This is a genomic window from Methylobacterium sp. Leaf125 (assembly GCF_001423085.1).
In the GTDB taxonomy this organism is placed as follows: Bacteria; Pseudomonadota; Alphaproteobacteria; order Rhizobiales; family Beijerinckiaceae; genus Methylobacterium.
Genome location: NZ_LMNU01000012.1, coordinates 13333 through 27564, shown reverse-complemented (window position 1 = coordinate 27564; position 14232 = coordinate 13333). Strand labels below are relative to the sequence as shown.

General features: G+C 71.3%; 15 protein-coding genes. 7 read left to right on the top strand and 8 right to left on the bottom strand.

Annotation, left to right across the window (positions count from 1 at the left end; translation table 11 throughout):
* Positions 1 to 13 precede the first annotated feature (13 nt).
* Entirely contained in the window at positions 14 to 1222 is a 1209-nt protein-coding gene (cyoA, locus tag ASF58_RS11365) for a ubiquinol oxidase subunit II (protein WP_055951823.1), read from the bottom strand.
* A gap of 346 nt (positions 1223 to 1568) precedes the next feature.
* Here cyoA and ASF58_RS11360 point away from each other — a divergent pair, with 346 nt between their 5' ends.
* The 3 genes from ASF58_RS11360 (at position 1569) to ASF58_RS27475 (ending at position 3731) form a co-directional block, all read left to right on the top strand.
* Positions 1569 to 2903 carry an MFS transporter gene (locus ASF58_RS11360; protein ID WP_055951820.1) on the top strand — a complete coding sequence of 445 codons (1335 nt, stop codon included), beginning with the start codon at positions 1569 to 1571 and terminating at the stop codon, positions 2901 to 2903.
* A gap of 201 nt (positions 2904 to 3104) precedes the next feature.
* On the top strand, positions 3105 to 3413 hold the full coding sequence (locus tag ASF58_RS11355; protein WP_055951817.1) for a hypothetical protein: 309 nt from the start codon (positions 3105 to 3107) through the stop codon (positions 3411 to 3413).
* 183 nt (positions 3414 to 3596) lie between these two features.
* Complete coding sequence (locus ASF58_RS27475) at positions 3597 to 3731, top strand: hypothetical protein (protein ID WP_280137540.1); 135 nt, start codon at positions 3597 to 3599, stop codon at positions 3729 to 3731.
* A gap of 93 nt (positions 3732 to 3824) precedes the next feature.
* Here the strand turns inward: ASF58_RS27475 and ASF58_RS11350 are convergent, their stop codons facing one another.
* The 3 genes from ASF58_RS11350 to ASF58_RS11340 form a co-directional block, all read right to left on the bottom strand.
* Positions 3825 to 4091 carry a DUF2312 domain-containing protein gene (locus ASF58_RS11350; RefSeq protein ID WP_055951813.1) on the bottom strand — a complete coding sequence of 89 codons (267 nt, stop codon included), beginning with the start codon at positions 4089 to 4091 and terminating at the stop codon, positions 3825 to 3827.
* 115 nt (positions 4092 to 4206) lie between these two features.
* Positions 4207 to 4515 carry a DUF1244 domain-containing protein gene (locus ASF58_RS11345; protein ID WP_055951810.1) on the bottom strand — a complete coding sequence of 103 codons (309 nt, stop codon included), beginning with the start codon at positions 4513 to 4515 and terminating at the stop codon, positions 4207 to 4209.
* Between the two features lie 50 nt (positions 4516 to 4565).
* The gene (locus tag ASF58_RS11340) at positions 4566 to 5312 is read right to left on the bottom strand and encodes an N-formylglutamate amidohydrolase (RefSeq protein WP_055951807.1); all 747 of its coding nucleotides are present in this window, start codon (positions 5310 to 5312) and stop codon (positions 4566 to 4568) included.
* A gap of 196 nt (positions 5313 to 5508) precedes the next feature.
* Between ASF58_RS11340 and ASF58_RS11335 the strand changes: the two genes are divergently transcribed.
* Both ASF58_RS11335 and ASF58_RS11330 read left to right on the top strand, forming a co-directional pair.
* A complete protein-coding gene (locus ASF58_RS11335; RefSeq protein ID WP_055951804.1) occupies positions 5509 to 6825 on the top strand; it encodes a glycerate kinase in 1317 nt (438 codons plus the stop codon).
* A gap of 412 nt (positions 6826 to 7237) precedes the next feature.
* Positions 7238 to 7627 (top strand): DUF1036 domain-containing protein, encoded by a 390-nt coding sequence (locus ASF58_RS11330; protein ID WP_103708938.1) that lies wholly within the window; start codon positions 7238 to 7240, stop codon positions 7625 to 7627.
* A 99-nt stretch (positions 7628 to 7726) separates the two neighbouring features.
* Here ASF58_RS11330 and ASF58_RS11325 read toward each other — a convergent pair whose 3' ends face one another.
* Positions 7727 to 8857 (bottom strand): aldo/keto reductase, encoded by a 1131-nt coding sequence (locus tag ASF58_RS11325; protein ID WP_055951797.1) that lies wholly within the window; start codon positions 8855 to 8857, stop codon positions 7727 to 7729.
* A gap of 96 nt (positions 8858 to 8953) precedes the next feature.
* Between ASF58_RS11325 and ASF58_RS11320 the strand changes: the two genes are divergently transcribed.
* Both ASF58_RS11320 and pyk read left to right on the top strand, forming a co-directional pair.
* Entirely contained in the window at positions 8954 to 9859 is a 906-nt protein-coding gene (locus ASF58_RS11320) for a LysR family transcriptional regulator (protein ID WP_055951795.1), read from the top strand.
* A gap of 811 nt (positions 9860 to 10670) precedes the next feature.
* Complete coding sequence (gene pyk, locus ASF58_RS11315) at positions 10671 to 12107, top strand: pyruvate kinase (RefSeq protein ID WP_055953604.1); 1437 nt, start codon at positions 10671 to 10673, stop codon at positions 12105 to 12107.
* A 39-nt stretch (positions 12108 to 12146) separates the two neighbouring features.
* Here the strand turns inward: pyk and ASF58_RS11310 are convergent, their stop codons facing one another.
* The 3 genes from ASF58_RS11310 to ykgO form a co-directional block, all read right to left on the bottom strand.
* On the bottom strand, positions 12147 to 13127 hold the full coding sequence (locus tag ASF58_RS11310; protein WP_055951792.1) for an alpha/beta hydrolase: 981 nt from the start codon (positions 13125 to 13127) through the stop codon (positions 12147 to 12149).
* A gap of 6 nt (positions 13128 to 13133) precedes the next feature.
* Positions 13134 to 13754, bottom strand: coding sequence for a tetratricopeptide repeat protein (locus tag ASF58_RS11305; protein ID WP_055951790.1), 621 nt, complete (start codon positions 13752 to 13754; stop codon positions 13134 to 13136).
* A gap of 78 nt (positions 13755 to 13832) precedes the next feature.
* Positions 13833 to 13958, bottom strand: coding sequence for a type B 50S ribosomal protein L36 (ykgO, locus tag ASF58_RS11300; protein WP_055886195.1), 126 nt, complete (start codon positions 13956 to 13958; stop codon positions 13833 to 13835).
* Between the last annotated feature and the right edge of the window lie 274 nt (positions 13959 to 14232).

Sequence of the window (14232 nt, the reverse complement as noted above, 5' to 3'; positions counted from 1 at the left end):
CGAGGCGTCCGCGCTATCGATTGAGTTGGCCGGGTGCAATCGGGTCGGACCCCTTCGAGTCCTTGCCGTCGCCGGCCGGGCCGCCATGGCCCGCATGGTCGTGGCCCGCATGGTCGTGGCCCGAATGTTCGGGCGCCGAGTCGGGCTTGACGTCGGGGGCGATCGACTTCGGCTTCATGCCCTCGGGCTGCTCGCGGCTGTGGGATTCGCGGCCCGAACCCCCGACCGTGGCGGCCGGGGCCTCGACGCCCTGCTCGGCGTAGCGGTTGTCGTATTCCAGCCGCTCGCGGTTGCCGTGGCTCTCCTTGCCCGCCCCGCCCATGGCGTCGATGTGCATCATCTCGTTCATGCACATCTTGCCGGGCACGGCGCACATGTTGAGCACTGCGCTGTAGAGGCCGTTCTCCACGGTGGAGAAGTAGCGCACCGGCTCGCGCTCGCTCGGCTTCTCCAGGGCGAGGTAGCTCTGGCGGTCGAGGGGCTTGCCCTCGGCCTTCACCTTGGCGACCCACTGGTCGAACCCGGCCTGGTCGAGCCCGTGGAACTTGAAGTTCATCCGCGAGAAGCCGGAGCCGCTGTAATTGGCCGACAGGCCCTCATAGGTGCCGGCCTTGTTGATCACCGCGTGGAGCTTCGTCTCCATGCCGGCCATGGCGTAGATCTGCCCGGCGAGCGCGGGGATGAAGAATGAGTTCATGACGGTGGCGGAGGTGATCTTGAAGGAGATCGGCACATCGACCGGCGCCACCAGTTCGTTGACGGTGGCGATACCCTGATCTGGGTAGAAGAACAGCCATTTCCAATCGAGTGCGACGACCTCGACCGACAGCGGCTTCACCCCCGCCGGCAGCGGCCGGTCCGCGTCGAGACGGCTCAGGGGCCGGTAGGGATCGAGGGTGTGGGTGCTGATCCAGGTCAGCGCCCCGAGGGCGATCACGATGACCAGCGGCGCCGACCAGATCAGCACCTCGAGCTGCGTCGAGTGGTGCCAGTCGGGATCGTACTCGGCCTTGGTGTTCGAAACCCGGTAGCGCCACGCGAACAGGAGGGTGAAGGCGATCACCGGGATGATGATGAGGAGCATCAGGCCGGTGGAGGCCAGGATCAGGTCGCGCTGGCGGGCCGCGATGTCGCCGGAGGGCTGCATCAGGACCATGTTGCAGCCCGAGAGCAGGCCGAACAGCGGGAGGAGCGCGAGCGTACGGAGCGTTTTGACCGGCATGGACTCGTTTGGCACCATCTCGGAAGAGCGACGTCCGTCGGCCGCGATTGGCCCACGGAGGAATCGTCGGACGTCACTTCGCTGCATTGCATCAATCTAGCAAGTCGCAGCCAGCGCGTCTGATCAGCGCTAGGCTCATAGCGCTGATCAGACAAACCGCGCTATGGACCTTCTCCACACCGAGATGCATTGCGCCAAGATACCGCGCTGTTTGCCGGAGGCCGCGTCACGCTGCGCTTTGACGCAGACAAAGGGCGAGGCGTACAGGTGTCCCATCCTCCGGGCGTCGCGCACCGCGCTGCACCCGATTCGGCCACGAACGCATGAAGCGAGCACGGTTTCCTCGATGAGCGCAGACTATGCAGTGCCCTCCACCACGTCGCTGGAGCGCGACGCGCACGAGGCGTCGAGCGATCACACGGTCGCGCCGGGCGAAATCGCCATCGGCGTGGTGATCGGGCGCGCCGCGGAGTATTTCGACTTCTTCGTCTACGGCATCGCCTCGGTGCTGATCTTCCCCGGCGTGTTCTTCCCCTTCGCCGACCCGCTGACCGGCACGCTCTACGCCTTCGCGCTGTTCGCCCTGGCGTTCATCGCCCGCCCGATCGGCTCGGTGATCTTCATGGAGATCGATCGCCGGCACGGCCGGGCCGCGAAGCTGACCATCGCGCTGTTCCTGCTCGGCGGCTCGACCATGGCGATCGGCTTCCTGCCGAACTATCACCAGATCGGCGCGCTCTCGATCTGGATCCTGGCGGCCCTGCGCTTCGGCCAGGGTCTGGCCCTGGGGGGCGCCTGGGACGGACTCGCCTCGCTGCTGGCGCTCAACGCCCCCGAGAAGCAGCGCGGCTGGTACGCGATGATCCCGCAGCTCGGCGCCCCGGTGGGCTTCATGCTGGCGAGCGCCCTGTTCGCGTTCTTCCTCGGCAACGTCTCCAATGCCGACTTCCTCGATTGGGGCTGGCGCTACCCGTTCTTCGTGGCCTTCGCGATCAACGTCGTGGCGCTGTTCGCCCGCCTGCGGTTGGTGGCCACCGAGGAATTCTCGCGGATGCTGCAGATGCAGGAGCTGGAGCCGACCCCGGTGCTGGAGCTCCTGCGCACGCATGGCCGCTTCGTCCTCATCGGCGCCGTGGTGCCGCTGGCGAGCTTCGCCCTGTTCCACCTCGTGACCGTCTTCCCGATCAGCTGGATCCACCTGTTCACCGGGCGCTCGGCGGGCGAGTTCCTGCTGGTCCAGTGCTCGGGCGCCTTCCTGGCCGCCGGCACCATCGTGCTGTCCGGCGTGCTCGCCGACCGCATCGGCCGACGCACCCTGGTGGGCGTGGCGGCCGGCCTGATCGGTCTGTTCGCCCTGGCCAGCATCGCCGCACCGATCGTCTTCGGCGACAGCGAGCTCGGCCAGACCATCTACGTCCTGATCGGGTTCGGCCTGCTGGGGCTCTCCTACGGCCAGACCTCGGGCTCGGTGACCGCCAATCTGGGCACGCGCTTCCGCTATACCGGTGCCGCCCTCACCTCCGATCTCGCTTGGCTGATCGGCGCGGGCTTCGCGCCCCTGGTGGCGCTCAGCGTTTCCAGCCGCTTCGGCCTCTCCTGGGTCGGCGTCTACCTCCTCTCCGGCGCGGTCGCGACGCTCTGCGCCCTCGCCTTCAACCGCCGCGAGACCGCCCGCCTCTGAAGGCCACGCTCACGGCGCGATGATCGAGCCCCGGACGGCCCCGTGCCGCCGGGGCTTTTTCGTTGCGGCCCGGCCGCGACGTCCCCGCATCGCCCATTCGGACGCAGGATCGCCGGGTTCGCGCGGGCGATCCCTAGGGTAGGATGCCGGGGCGGACCGGACGCGGTACGTCGGCTCAGAGGGACAGGGGCACAGGGCATCGTGGCGAAGCTGATCTACACCCGCCTCGAGGACCACCCGCGCGAGACCTACGTCATCACGAGCGGCGCGCTGATCGTCGGGCGGGTGGATTGCATTCGCGACGATCCCGCGCCCGACGCGCAATGGACCTGGGGCTTGCACCTCGACATCGGGGCGGCCCCGTTCCGGCGGGGAGCGACCGTATCCACCCGGGACGAGGCCGTGGCGGCCCTGGAGCAGGCCTGGACCGAGTGGAAGCTCTGGGCCGGCCTGTGCGATGCGGACGGACCCGACGCATCGGGCGGAGCGCCGCCCCGGGTGCTGCGCTGAGGCGGACAGGGCGCGTCCTACCCTTCCCTACGGCCCGGAAGAGCCGTCAACGCCGACCTGGAAATCCTGGCATGGGTCCGCTCAGCGGGCCGGGTCCCGCGACACCTCCATCACCAGGCGGGCCGCGAGGTCGAGCCGCGGCGTGATGCTGGCGAGCCCCGCACACTCGTCGGCGCTGCGATCATGGCCGCCGACGATGCCCAGGGACCCGAGACGAGCGGGCTCGACGGGGCTGTCGGGCTGGAAGGCGTAGCCCGCATCGGTACCGCCGCCGATCTACGCATGGGCGAGGTCGGCGCCGAGTTTCGAAGTCGGTGAGGCGGGCTGACGCCGATGGCGCCCGGTCCCAGCGCCGAAACCGCGCCCCGGGGCGTCCGACCTGCGGGCGGCCCCGGGGACGAGGGCGGGCGCTCAGACCATCCCGAGGGCCTGCATGTAGAGCTCGAGGATGGCTTCCTCCTCCTGGCGCTCGGCATGGTCCTTCTTGCGCAGGGAGATGATCCTGCGCAGGGCCTTGGTGTCGAAGCCGGTGCCCTTGGCCTCGGCGTAGACATCCTTGATGTCGGAGGCGAGGCCGGCCTTCTCCTCCTCGAGGCGCTCGATGCGCTCGATGAAGCTCTTCAGCTGGTCGGCGGCGACGGAGGAAGCGTCGACGGCGGGTGCGGCGGATGCGGCCATGGTCGTCTCAAGTCCCTGATCTGCGAGGCGCGGGAGGCTGCGCCGGAACCGCCTCACTAAGCCGTCAAGCTTACCGGGACCTTAGTACGGCCCGGCCATTCCCCCGGCCCCGGCCTCAGTGTGGCTCCGCGGCCGCCTTGGCGAACGCCGCCTGCTGCTCGGGGGTCGCCTCGGACTGGTGCAGGCGCTTCCACTCGGCGAAGGGCATGCCGTAGACGCGCTCGCGGCTCTCGTCCTTGTCCATGGGCAGGCCGCGCTCATCGGCGGCGTCCTTGAGCCAGTTCGACAGGCAGTTGCGGCAGAAGCCGGCCATGTTCATCAGGTCGATGTTCTGCACGTCCGTGCGGGTCTGCAGGTGAGCGACGAGGCGCCGGAACACGGCGGCCTCGAGCTCGGTGCGGGTGGCGTCGTCGATCTCGGTCATGATGCGTCTCTCCCAATCTCCGCCTGAGGTCGGCGCGCCGGGGCGTCCCGTCAAGCGCGGATCGGCAGCATCGGCCGCAGGAGGCGCGCGAATCGCTCCGCCCAGGCGAGCTGTCCCGCCTCCGCGGCGATCAGGTCCTGGCGGATCTCCACCAGCGCGTTCGGCAGGCCCCGCGCCATGGCGTGGCGGTCGATCGTGTCGCCGGGCAGCCCACCGCCATAGGGCTCGTTGTCACCGACCGTCAGTCCGGCCGGGTCGGCCCGCAGCCCCGCGATCAGCGGCGCGCTCATCCGGTCGTCCCGGTCCCACAGGATGCCGACCTCCCAGGGGCGCGGCACGCCGCGCCAATACGGCGTGAAGCTGTGGATGGTGACGATGGCCGGGCGGGTGCCGCTGGCCTCGGCCCGCGCGATCCCGGCCTCGATCGCTTCGTCGAAGGGTTCGTAGAAGCGCCGGATGCGCTCGGCCTTGCCCGCCGCGTCGATGCGGGCATTGCCCGGGACCACCGCCCCGTCGGAGAGGCGCATCACCAGGGTCGGGTCGGCGCGGCCCCGGTTCGGGTCGATGATCAGGCGCGAGAACCGGGTCAGGATCGCGGGGGCGTTCAGGGCCTCGGCGAGCCGGCGCGTCACCGCGGCGGCGCCGATGTCATAGGCGATGTGGCGGGCGAATTCATGCTCCGGCACCCCGAGCTGGGCGAGGTCCTCCGGAACATGGTTCGAGGCGTGGTCGCAGATCAGGAGCAGGCCCCCGGCGGGATCGCCCGGGATGGTCTCGACGGGATGCGGTGGCTGCATGGGGAGACACGGTCCGGTTTGGCGCGGGCGCTGATCCCGCGAACGCGCGGCTTGCCGAGGCGGCGAGCGTCGGGCACAGCACGTATCGCGGATCGCGCCGCGACGGCAACAATCCGGCACCATGCCGGGGGCACAACAATCCGGAGGAGAACCGCCGGGCCGCCTTTGCGATCGACCACCGGAATACGGAAACGCCATGACCGCACCCGCCATGACCGCACCCGCCTCGACCGATAACCGCCGCGCCCTCCTGCTCCACTGCCTCGACGAGGCCATCGCCGCCGCCCACCCGGCGCGCTGCCTCGTGCCGCACCTGCCCGCCCCGGGCCGGGGCCGCCTCATCATCCTGGGGGCCGGCAAGGCCGGCGGCAGCATGGCGGCGGTGGCCAGCCGGTTCTACCGGGAGGAGCATGGCGTCGATCCGAGCCGCATCGTCGGCCTGGCGGTCGCCCGTCACGGCTACGGCGAGGAAGCGCCGATGATCCGCATGGTCGAGGCCGGGCATCCGGTGCCGGACCAGGCCGGCATCGACGCCACCATCGACGCCCTGAAGATCGCCGCCGATGCCGGGCCGGAGGACGACGTGCTGGTGCTGCTCTCCGGCGGCGGCTCGGCCAACTGGATCGCCCCGGCCGGGGAGCTCACCCTCACGGAGAAGCAGGCCATCACCAAGGCCCTGCTGCGCTCCGGCGCGCCGATCAACGAGATCAACGCCGTGCGCAAGCACCTGTCGCGGATCAAGGGCGGCCGCCTCGCCATGATGGCGCGCAACGCCCGCTCGATCCTGACACTGGCCGTCTCCGACGTGCCCCACGACGACCCGGCCGTGATCGCCTCCGGACCCACCGTGCCGGATCCGACGACCCTGGCCGACGCCCGCGCGATCTGCGAGCGCCGCGGCATCCCCCTACCCGAGACCGCCAAGGCCCTCCTCAACGATCCCGCCAACGAGACCCCCAAGGCCGGCGACCCCGCCTTCGCCCGGGCCGAGTACCGCATCATCGCCCGGCCCATCGACGCCCTGGAAGCGGCGGCCGCCGCCGCGTCCGCGGCCGGCTACGAGCCGGTAATGCTCGGCCCCGACGTCGAGGGCGAGGCCCGCGAGGTCGCCGCCGAGCATGCCCGCATGGCTCGGGAGATGGCCGCGGCCGGCCGCAAGGTCGCGATCATCTCGGGCGGCGAGCTGACCGTGACGATCCGCGGCGAGGGCCATGGCGGCCCGAACCAGGAATACGCCCTGGCGCTCGCCATCGCGCTCGACGGCGCCGACGACATCCTCGGCATCGCGGCCGACACCGACGGCACCGATGGCGGCCGGGGCGAGGCCACCGACCCGGCCGGCGGCCTCGTCGACCCGACGACGCTGGCCCGCGCCCGCGAAGCCGGGCTCGATCCCGCCGCGATGCTGGCCGACAACGATTCGACGAAGTTCTTCGCCACCATCGGCGATCTCGTTCAGCCGGGCCCGACACGCACCAATGTCAACGATTGCCGCATCATCCTCGTCGGCTAGGGACGCCGCCGGGCGGGTCCAGGTCTTCGGGGGTTCCATGGTCGCCGCGGGTCTCTCCTCCCGGGAGGAGAGAGACGGAGGCGCATGTCCGGATTCCCCGGACGCGGCCCTGACCGCGCTCCGGAGAGCGCCGCTCGGCCGTGAGAACGGGACCGCGGAACCGTCAGCCTCGCGCGGCCCCCTTGTCCCGCCGTCGTCCCGGGGCCGCGCAGCGGAGCCCGGGATGCGGACAAGCGGGTGGCGTTCGAGGTCGATGTCTCGGCGGCTCTGGCGTGTACGCCTCCGGCGCGCCCCTTCGGGTCCGGGCGCACCTGCGGCGCCCCGGAACGACGGGGTGGCGCCCTGGGGGACGCTGGTGCGGGTCGGTCGTGGCAGGTCCCTGGTCCTCGCGGGCGCGGCTCTCCTGGCCGTCATGCTCCTCCCGGCACCCGCCCGCGCCGACCTGCGCATGTGCAACCAGACCGCCAGCAAGGTCGGCATCGCCCTGGGCTACCGCGACCCGCAGGGCTGGGTCACGGAGGGCTGGTGGGACGTGGCCCCGAAGGTCTGCGAGACGCTCCTGAAGGGCTCCCTCGCGGCGCGATTCTACTACGTCTACGCGGTGGACTACACGCGCGGCGGCGAGTGGAGCGGCCGCTCGCTGATGTGCACCAAGGACCGCGAATTCACGATCCGCGGCGTCGAAGATTGCCTCGCCCGCGGGCTCGACCGCAACGGCTTCTACGAGGTCGATACCGGCGAGCAGAAGAGCTGGACGATCCAGCTCAACGACCCGAACCAGCCGGTGGCGCCGACGCCCTGAGCCGGCGCGCCTCCGAGACCGCGCCACGGTCGAGCCACGCCGCCGGATCGTCCGCAGTCCACGCACGCCCCGGGCAACGGCGCCGTCGCCTCGAATCCGTCAGGCCGGCGGCCCCAGCTCGGCCGCGGCCCGGACCTGGCTCCCGCCGAAGATCACCTGCGTGCGCAGGGGCGGCCGGGCGAGGTCGTAGAGGAGGCGCGGCGTGTCGGGCGCGCTCGCCGCGTCGAGGGCGGCGCGGTGCTCCGGCGCGAGGGCGAGGTCGAGGGCGGCCACGTTGTCGCCGACCTGCCCCGCCCGACTGACGCCTATCAGGGTGGCGGCGACGCCCGGCCGGCCGATCACCCACGCCAGGGCGACGCGCGCCGCCGGTTGCCCGATCGCGTCCGCCACCCGTCGTACCGCGTCGACGATCCCCCAGTTGCGCGGTGTGAACAGGCTGTCGCCGAACGGGTTCGCCCCGTCGAGGCGCCGGTCCGCAGCGGCGGGCTCGGCCTCCCCGTTCCGCGCCTCGCTCGGCAGGCCGGACCCGCGGGCGGGGGCCGCCTCGACGGTGGCGCGGTCATATTTGCCCGTGAGCAGGCCGTAGGCGAGCGGCGACCAGGGCACCAGGCCGAGGCCGAACTCCGCCGCCAGCGGGACGTGCTCGTCCTCCACCTCCCGGCTCACGAGGGAGTAGAAGTATTGCAGCCCGATCGGGCCCGGCAGCCCGCGCACGGAGGCCAGAGTCGCGAGCTTGGCCGCATACCAGGCGGGCACGTTCGACAGGCCCCAATAGCGGGCCTTTCCCGCCCGGACGAGACCCGCCATGGTGTCGAGCAACTCCTCCGCTGGCGTGACGCCGTCCCAGACGTGCAGCCAGTACAGGTCGACGTAGTCCGTCCCGAGGCGGCGCAGCGAGCCCTCGATCGCCGCGTGGATATGCTTGGCCCCGCATCCCCCCGCATGCGGCCCGGCTCCGGCGGCAAAACCCGCCTTGGTGGCCAGGACGAGGCGGTCGCGCAGGCCACGCTCGGTCACGAAGCGGCCGACCATGGCCTCGCTGGCGCCCCCCGCATACACGTCCGCCGTGTCGATGAAGTTGCCGCCGCGCTCGACATAGGCGTCGAACACCGCGCGGCTGCCCGCCGCGTCGAGCCCCCAGCGCGCGGTTCCGAAGGTCATGGTGCCCAGGGCGAGCGGGCTCACCGCCAGACCCGAACGGCCAAGGGTCCGATACTGCGTCAGATCCATTGTTGTGCCTCGCTAATCACTGATCGCAGCGTAGCCCGGAAGCCAAGGGTGCATTAGCGTCCCGGCGCGGGATGGGTTTGTGAGCGAGGCACAGCAATGAGGCGTGGAGACCTCGATGATCTCGCGGCGTTCGCGGCCGTGGCGCGGAGCCTGAGCTTCACCCGCGCGGCCGCAGAACTCGGCCTGTCGCCCTCGGCCCTGAGCCACGCGATGCGCGGGCTGGAGACCCGTCTCGGCGTGCGCCTCCTCGCTCGCACGACCCGGAGCGTCGCCCCGACCCCGGCCGGTGAACGCCTGCTCCGGTCGCTGAATCCGGCCCTGGACGAGGTGAACCGCGGGCTGGCGGCTTTGGCCGACTGGCGGAGCGAGCCGTCCGGGACCATCCGGCTGACCACCTTCGCCTACGCCGCGCGTACGATCCTCGAGCCGTCGCTGCCGCGCTTCCTGCTCGATCATCCCGCCGTCTCGGTCGAAGTCGTGATCGACGACCGCCTGACCGATCTGGTCGCGGCCGGCTTCGATGCGGGCATCCGCTTCGGCGAAACGATCGAGGGGGACATGGTGGCGCTGCGGGTCGGTCCCGACCTGCGCACGGTGGTGGTCGGCACGCCGGAGTATTTCGCCCGCCATCCCATCCCCACCACCCCGGGTGAGCTGGAGGCCCATAACTGCGTCTCGTACCGGCTCAGCGGCGGCGGTCTCTTACCGTGGGAGTTCATGCAGGCCGACCGTGAGATCCGTCTGCGGACGGGCGGACAGTTCGTGGTCAACGATGGCGCGCTCGCGGCGGCCGCGATCCGCGCCGGGGCGGGCCTCGGCTACATGCTGGAATCGGACGTCGCGGCCGATCTCGCGAGCGGACGATTGGTCCAGGTGCTGGACGCGTGGTGCCCGCCCTTCCCGGGCTGCCACCTGTACTATCCGAGCCGGCAGGTTCCCCCTGCCCTGCGCGCCCTGACCGACGCGCTTCGCTGGCGGGACCGCGAGCGACGCAACGCCTGACCGGCGCTCCGGGACGTCCGCGGCGCGACGCGGGAGCACGGCCCGGGCCAATCCATGCGTCGGTGCGGCGCCGGCGCGTCGCTGCATCGGGGCCTACACCGTCCCGACCCGCTGCCCAGCCCGCGGCGAGGCCCGAAAAACCTTGACAATATTCCTATCATGTGCTCTTGTCCCGTCACTCGCCTCCCCCGATGGGAGGCCCGCCGGCGGACCGGGTCGGTGGGTTTGGGAGGAGGAGACGGCGCCCGCGTTGATGGCCCGGTTTCGCCATCGCCCCGGGCGGCACCGCGCGACGCAAGGTGTTCCGGAGCGGGCCGATCCGTCGGCCCGGCATCTGGGGCACCCCCAGACAACGGACGGCCCGCCCACTACGAGGCGGGTCCGGGGCCGTGGGCCATGATAAGCCGGCCGCCGGGGCCGCCGATCCCGCGAGGGATCGGGGCACCGGAGGGGGGCTGCCACAAGCCGAGTCGCCGGCGCCGTAGACAGACGCCGTGACGTGAGGGGTTCGGGCCTCCGGGGCCGGATCCAGGGACGCCGGGGAACCGGCTTTCATTCTCCCCACGTGGTTTCGCGGCGTCCCGCGTCTCCCGCCGTCGATCCCCCGCGCCGGAAACGGCGGCGGGCCGCGCCCGCATGTCCGCGGGGCATGGCTGCGCCGGCCCATGTGTCGGCTGCATCGCGGCGATCCCCGCCGGCCCTGGCCGGCGCGGCGTTCTTGACCTCCCGGCCGCTTCGGTGCTTGTGGCCCTTCGCTCAAGATCCGGTCGTTTCGAAGCCGGCGGAGCCCACTCTGGGGATGGAGACTGCCTTGAAACGTTCACGCCGTACGAAGATCATCGCGACCCTGGGCCCGGCCTCAGACACGCCGGAGATGATCGAGAAGCTGTTTCGCGCCGGCGCGGACGTCTTCCGTCTCAACATGAGCCACCTGCCGCGCGAGAAGCTGCCGGAGAAGATCGAGGTCATCCGCACGATCGAGCGCGAGCTGAAGCACCCGATCGCGATCCTCGTCGACCTCCAGGGCCCGAAGCTGCGCGTGGCCGCCTTCGCCGAGGGCGCCGCGATCCTGCAGAACGGCGCCACCTTCGTGCTCGACAGCGACCCGACCCCCGGCGACGTCTCGCGGGTCTACCTGCCCCATCCGGAGATCCTCTCGGCCCTGGAGCCCGGCCACGTCGTCATCATCGACGACGGCAAGCTGCGGCTGACCGTGACCGAGGTGTCCGAGGGCCGCGCCGTGACCCGCGTCGAGATCGGCGGGCGCATCTCGAATCGCAAGGGCGTCTCCCTGCCCGACACGGTGATCCCGGTCGCCGCCATGACCGAGAAGGACCGGGGCGACCTCGAGGCCGGTCTGGCGGCCGGCGCCGACTGGATCGCCGTCTCCTTCGTGCAGCGTCCCGAGGACGTGGCCGAGGTGAAGAAGGTCGCGGCGGGCCGCGCCCTGGTGATGGCCAAGATCGAGAAGCCGCAGGCCCTGACCCGCCTGGAGGAGATCATCGAGATCTCCGACGGCCTGATGGTGGCCCGCGGCGATCTCGGCGTCGAGATGCCCCTGGAGCAGGTGCCCGGCGTGCAGAAGCGCATCACCCGCGCCTCCCGCCGCATGGGCAAGCCGGTGGTCGTCGCGACCCAGATGCTCGAATCGATGATCACCGCCCCGGTGCCGACCCGGGCCGAGGTTTCCGACGTCGCCACCGCCGTCTACGAGGGTGCGGATGCGGTGATGCTCTCGGCCGAGAGCGCCTCCGGCACCTTCCCGATCGAGGCCATCTCGATGATGAGCCGGATCGCCGAGCAGGTGGAGCGCGACGCCCTCTACTGGACCATCCTGACGGCCCAGCGCTCCGAGCCCGACGCCACCGCCTCCGACGCCATCGCGGCGGCGGCGCACCAGATGGTCGACGCCCTGAACCTCACGGCCATCATGGCCTGGACGCATTCCGGTTCGACCGCCCTGCGCCTCGCCCGCTCGCGGCCCAACGCGACGATCATCGCGCTGACGCCGAAGCGCGAGACCGCCCGGCGGCTCGCCATGTGCTGGGGCACGCACCCGATCGTCACCAAGGACGCCAGCGACGTGGACGACATGGCGTTCCGGGCCGCGAAGTTCGCCGTGCGCGAAAACTTCGCCGAGATCGGCGGGCGCATCATCGTGGTGGCCGGCGTGCCGTTCGGGACGCCCGGCGCGACCAACCTCGTGCGCATCGCCTTCGTCACCCGCGAGCACGCGGCGAAGGCCTGAACCGGCCGGGGCGCGTCCGGGCTGCGGGCCCGACGCGCCTCAGCGCACGGGCAGCGAATCGGCGAGACGCACGACCTCGTCGACCACGGCCTGGGTGGCGACGGTGTGGACCATGTGGCCGATCCCGGGCAGGACCACGAGCCGGGCCCCCGGGATCAGGCGTGCCAGGGGCCTGGCGTGGCGCTCCGCCGGGACGATCCCGTCGCGGTCCCCGGTGATGATGACCGTGGGCGCGGTGATGCGGTCGTAGGCGGCGCTCTGACGCTTCAGGGCGTCCGGCAGCGCCATCAGGTCCTGGACATTGGCGAGCATCGTCGCCGGACGCAGGACCAGGGCGGCCCGGCTCGCCTCCAGGTAGCCGGCCGGGGCCTCCTGGGGTCGGAACACCGACTGGCCCGCCGGCTTCAGGTAGTAGAGTCCCACCGGCGTCGCCACCGTCCGGCTGAGGAGCCAGGTCACCGGCGGCATCAGGGCCACCCGGTAGTACCAGGGGATCGGTCCGAGATCGGGCAGCGGCATCACCGCCGGCGCCAGCAGGACGAGGCCCGCGACCCGGTCGGGATGATCGAGGGCGAGCGCGGTCGCCAGCGCTCCGGCCCAGGAATGACCGACGATCAGGGCGGGCCCGAGCCCGAGATCCTTCAGGGCCTCGGCCACCGCCCCGGCCTGGGCCTTCGGCGTCGCCATGGCGGCGCCGGTCAGGCGGTCGCTCCAGCCGAAGCCCGGCCGGTCGAGGGCCACGACACGGAACCCCTCGCCGGCGAGCCGGCGGCCGAGATCCGTCATCGGGTCGGCGGCATTGGCCGAAGCGCCGTGCAGGAGCACGACGGTGCCGCGCGGGGAGGGATTCGGACCGGCCTGGACCGTGGCGATGCGCCCGCCGGTCACCGACGCGAACGGCCCGGCCGGCGGATAGCGCGCCTCGATCCGCGCCGAGATCAGCAGGGTGACGCCGGCGGCGACGAGGCCGAGGACGATCCCGCCGGCCAGGAGGCCGGCGATCAGCTTGAGCAGGAGCATGATCGGCTACAGGTCGCGGCCGTCGACGTCCGGCGCCAGCCGGTCGATGGCCTGTTGCAGCCGATCCATCCGGGGATACAGCGCCGCCGCCCGGCGGAACGCCTCCAGGGCGCGACGCTTGTCGTCGAGGGTCTGGTAGATCCGTCCCAGGGCCGCCCAGGCCTCGTAGTGGCGCGGCTCGAGCACGAGGGTGCGCTGCAGGTCGGCGATGGCCGCGGAGGGGTCCGACAGCATCCAGAACACCGTCGCGCGCCGGTTCCAGCCCTCCGACCAGCCGGGCTCCAGGGTGGTGGCCCGGTCCATCAGCTCGATCGCCAGGGGGAGATCCTGCCCGGACATCGCCTGCCGGGCCCGCTCGGTGAGCAGGTCGGCCGTGGCGCTGCCGGAACGGCCGAGACGCTGCTCGATCAGCCGCGAGACGCCCTTCGCCTCGGCATCGTCGCCCGCCGCCTTCAGGCGCGCGTAGAGGTCGTCGAGCGTCAGCGGCTGCGTCTTCTTCGGCGGCTGCGCTTCCGGCGCCGGCCGAGCACCGACGGGGGGTGCGAGGAAAACGCAGAAAGCCGCGGCGAGCGCGGCTTTCAGGCAGAATCGATGCAGGCAGGATCGATGGTGTGCGGGTCGCGACATGCCGGGAGCTTCCTCGCCCCGGATCGCGACGTCAACGTGCGCGCTTGCCGCGTCTCGCGGCAGAGCACCCCGTCGGCCTCAGCCCTGGCGGGCCTTGAAGCGCTTCTGGGTCTTGTTGATGATGTAGACGCGGCCCTTACGACGCACGATCTGGTTGTCGCGGTGACGGCCACGCAGGGACTTGAGGGAGTTGCGAATCTTCATCGGTCTCACGTCGGTCGGGAACGAGCCCGCCGCCTGTCCATAGGGTCTCGGGAACGAGGCACCTGACGGCGACCTCGGCGATGTGTCGATGCATCGCGGAAAGGCGGTTGCCTTATCAGGATTCGCGCCGGCAAGGCAAGGCGTCACGCTCTATTCCGAAGCGAAGCTTTGCCGGAACGGTCTTTCGCATCACGGAGGGGCCGAACCGGGATCGAGCGTCGGTAAGAGTCCGGGCGCCGCTATGGCCAGCCCTGAGCGATTTTGGTGCATCTGC

Excerpts from the sequence above, each read along its gene's own strand:
- ASF58_RS11310 (WP_055951792.1), bottom strand. The coding sequence starts at position 13,127 with ATGCTCCTGCTCAAGCTGATCGCCGGCCTCCTGGCCGGCGGGATCGTC.
- ASF58_RS11320 (WP_055951795.1), top strand. The coding sequence starts at position 8,954 with ATGAGGCGTGGAGACCTCGATGATCTCGCGGCGTTCGCGGCCGTGGCG.
- ykgO (WP_055886195.1), bottom strand. The coding sequence starts at position 13,958 with ATGAAGATTCGCAACTCCCTCAAGTCCCTGCGTGGCCGTCACCGCGAC.
- ASF58_RS11360 (WP_055951820.1), top strand. The coding sequence starts at position 1,569 with ATGAGCGCAGACTATGCAGTGCCCTCCACCACGTCGCTGGAGCGCGAC.
- ASF58_RS11350 (WP_055951813.1), bottom strand. The coding sequence starts at position 4,091 with ATGGCCGCATCCGCCGCACCCGCCGTCGACGCTTCCTCCGTCGCCGCC.
- ASF58_RS11305 (WP_055951790.1), bottom strand. The coding sequence starts at position 13,754 with ATGTCGCGACCCGCACACCATCGATCCTGCCTGCATCGATTCTGCCTG.
- ASF58_RS11340 (WP_055951807.1), bottom strand. The coding sequence starts at position 5,312 with ATGCAGCCACCGCATCCCGTCGAGACCATCCCGGGCGATCCCGCCGGG.
- cyoA (WP_055951823.1), bottom strand. The coding sequence starts at position 1,222 with ATGCCGGTCAAAACGCTCCGTACGCTCGCGCTCCTCCCGCTGTTCGGC.
- ASF58_RS11330 (WP_103708938.1), top strand. The coding sequence starts at position 7,238 with ATGCTCCTCCCGGCACCCGCCCGCGCCGACCTGCGCATGTGCAACCAG.
- ASF58_RS11325 (WP_055951797.1), bottom strand. The coding sequence starts at position 8,857 with ATGGATCTGACGCAGTATCGGACCCTTGGCCGTTCGGGTCTGGCGGTG.
- ASF58_RS27475 (WP_280137540.1), top strand. The coding sequence starts at position 3,597 with ATGGCCGCCGACGATGCCCAGGGACCCGAGACGAGCGGGCTCGACGGG.
- ASF58_RS11345 (WP_055951810.1), bottom strand. The coding sequence starts at position 4,515 with ATGACCGAGATCGACGACGCCACCCGCACCGAGCTCGAGGCCGCCGTG.
- ASF58_RS11335 (WP_055951804.1), top strand. The coding sequence starts at position 5,509 with ATGACCGCACCCGCCATGACCGCACCCGCCTCGACCGATAACCGCCGC.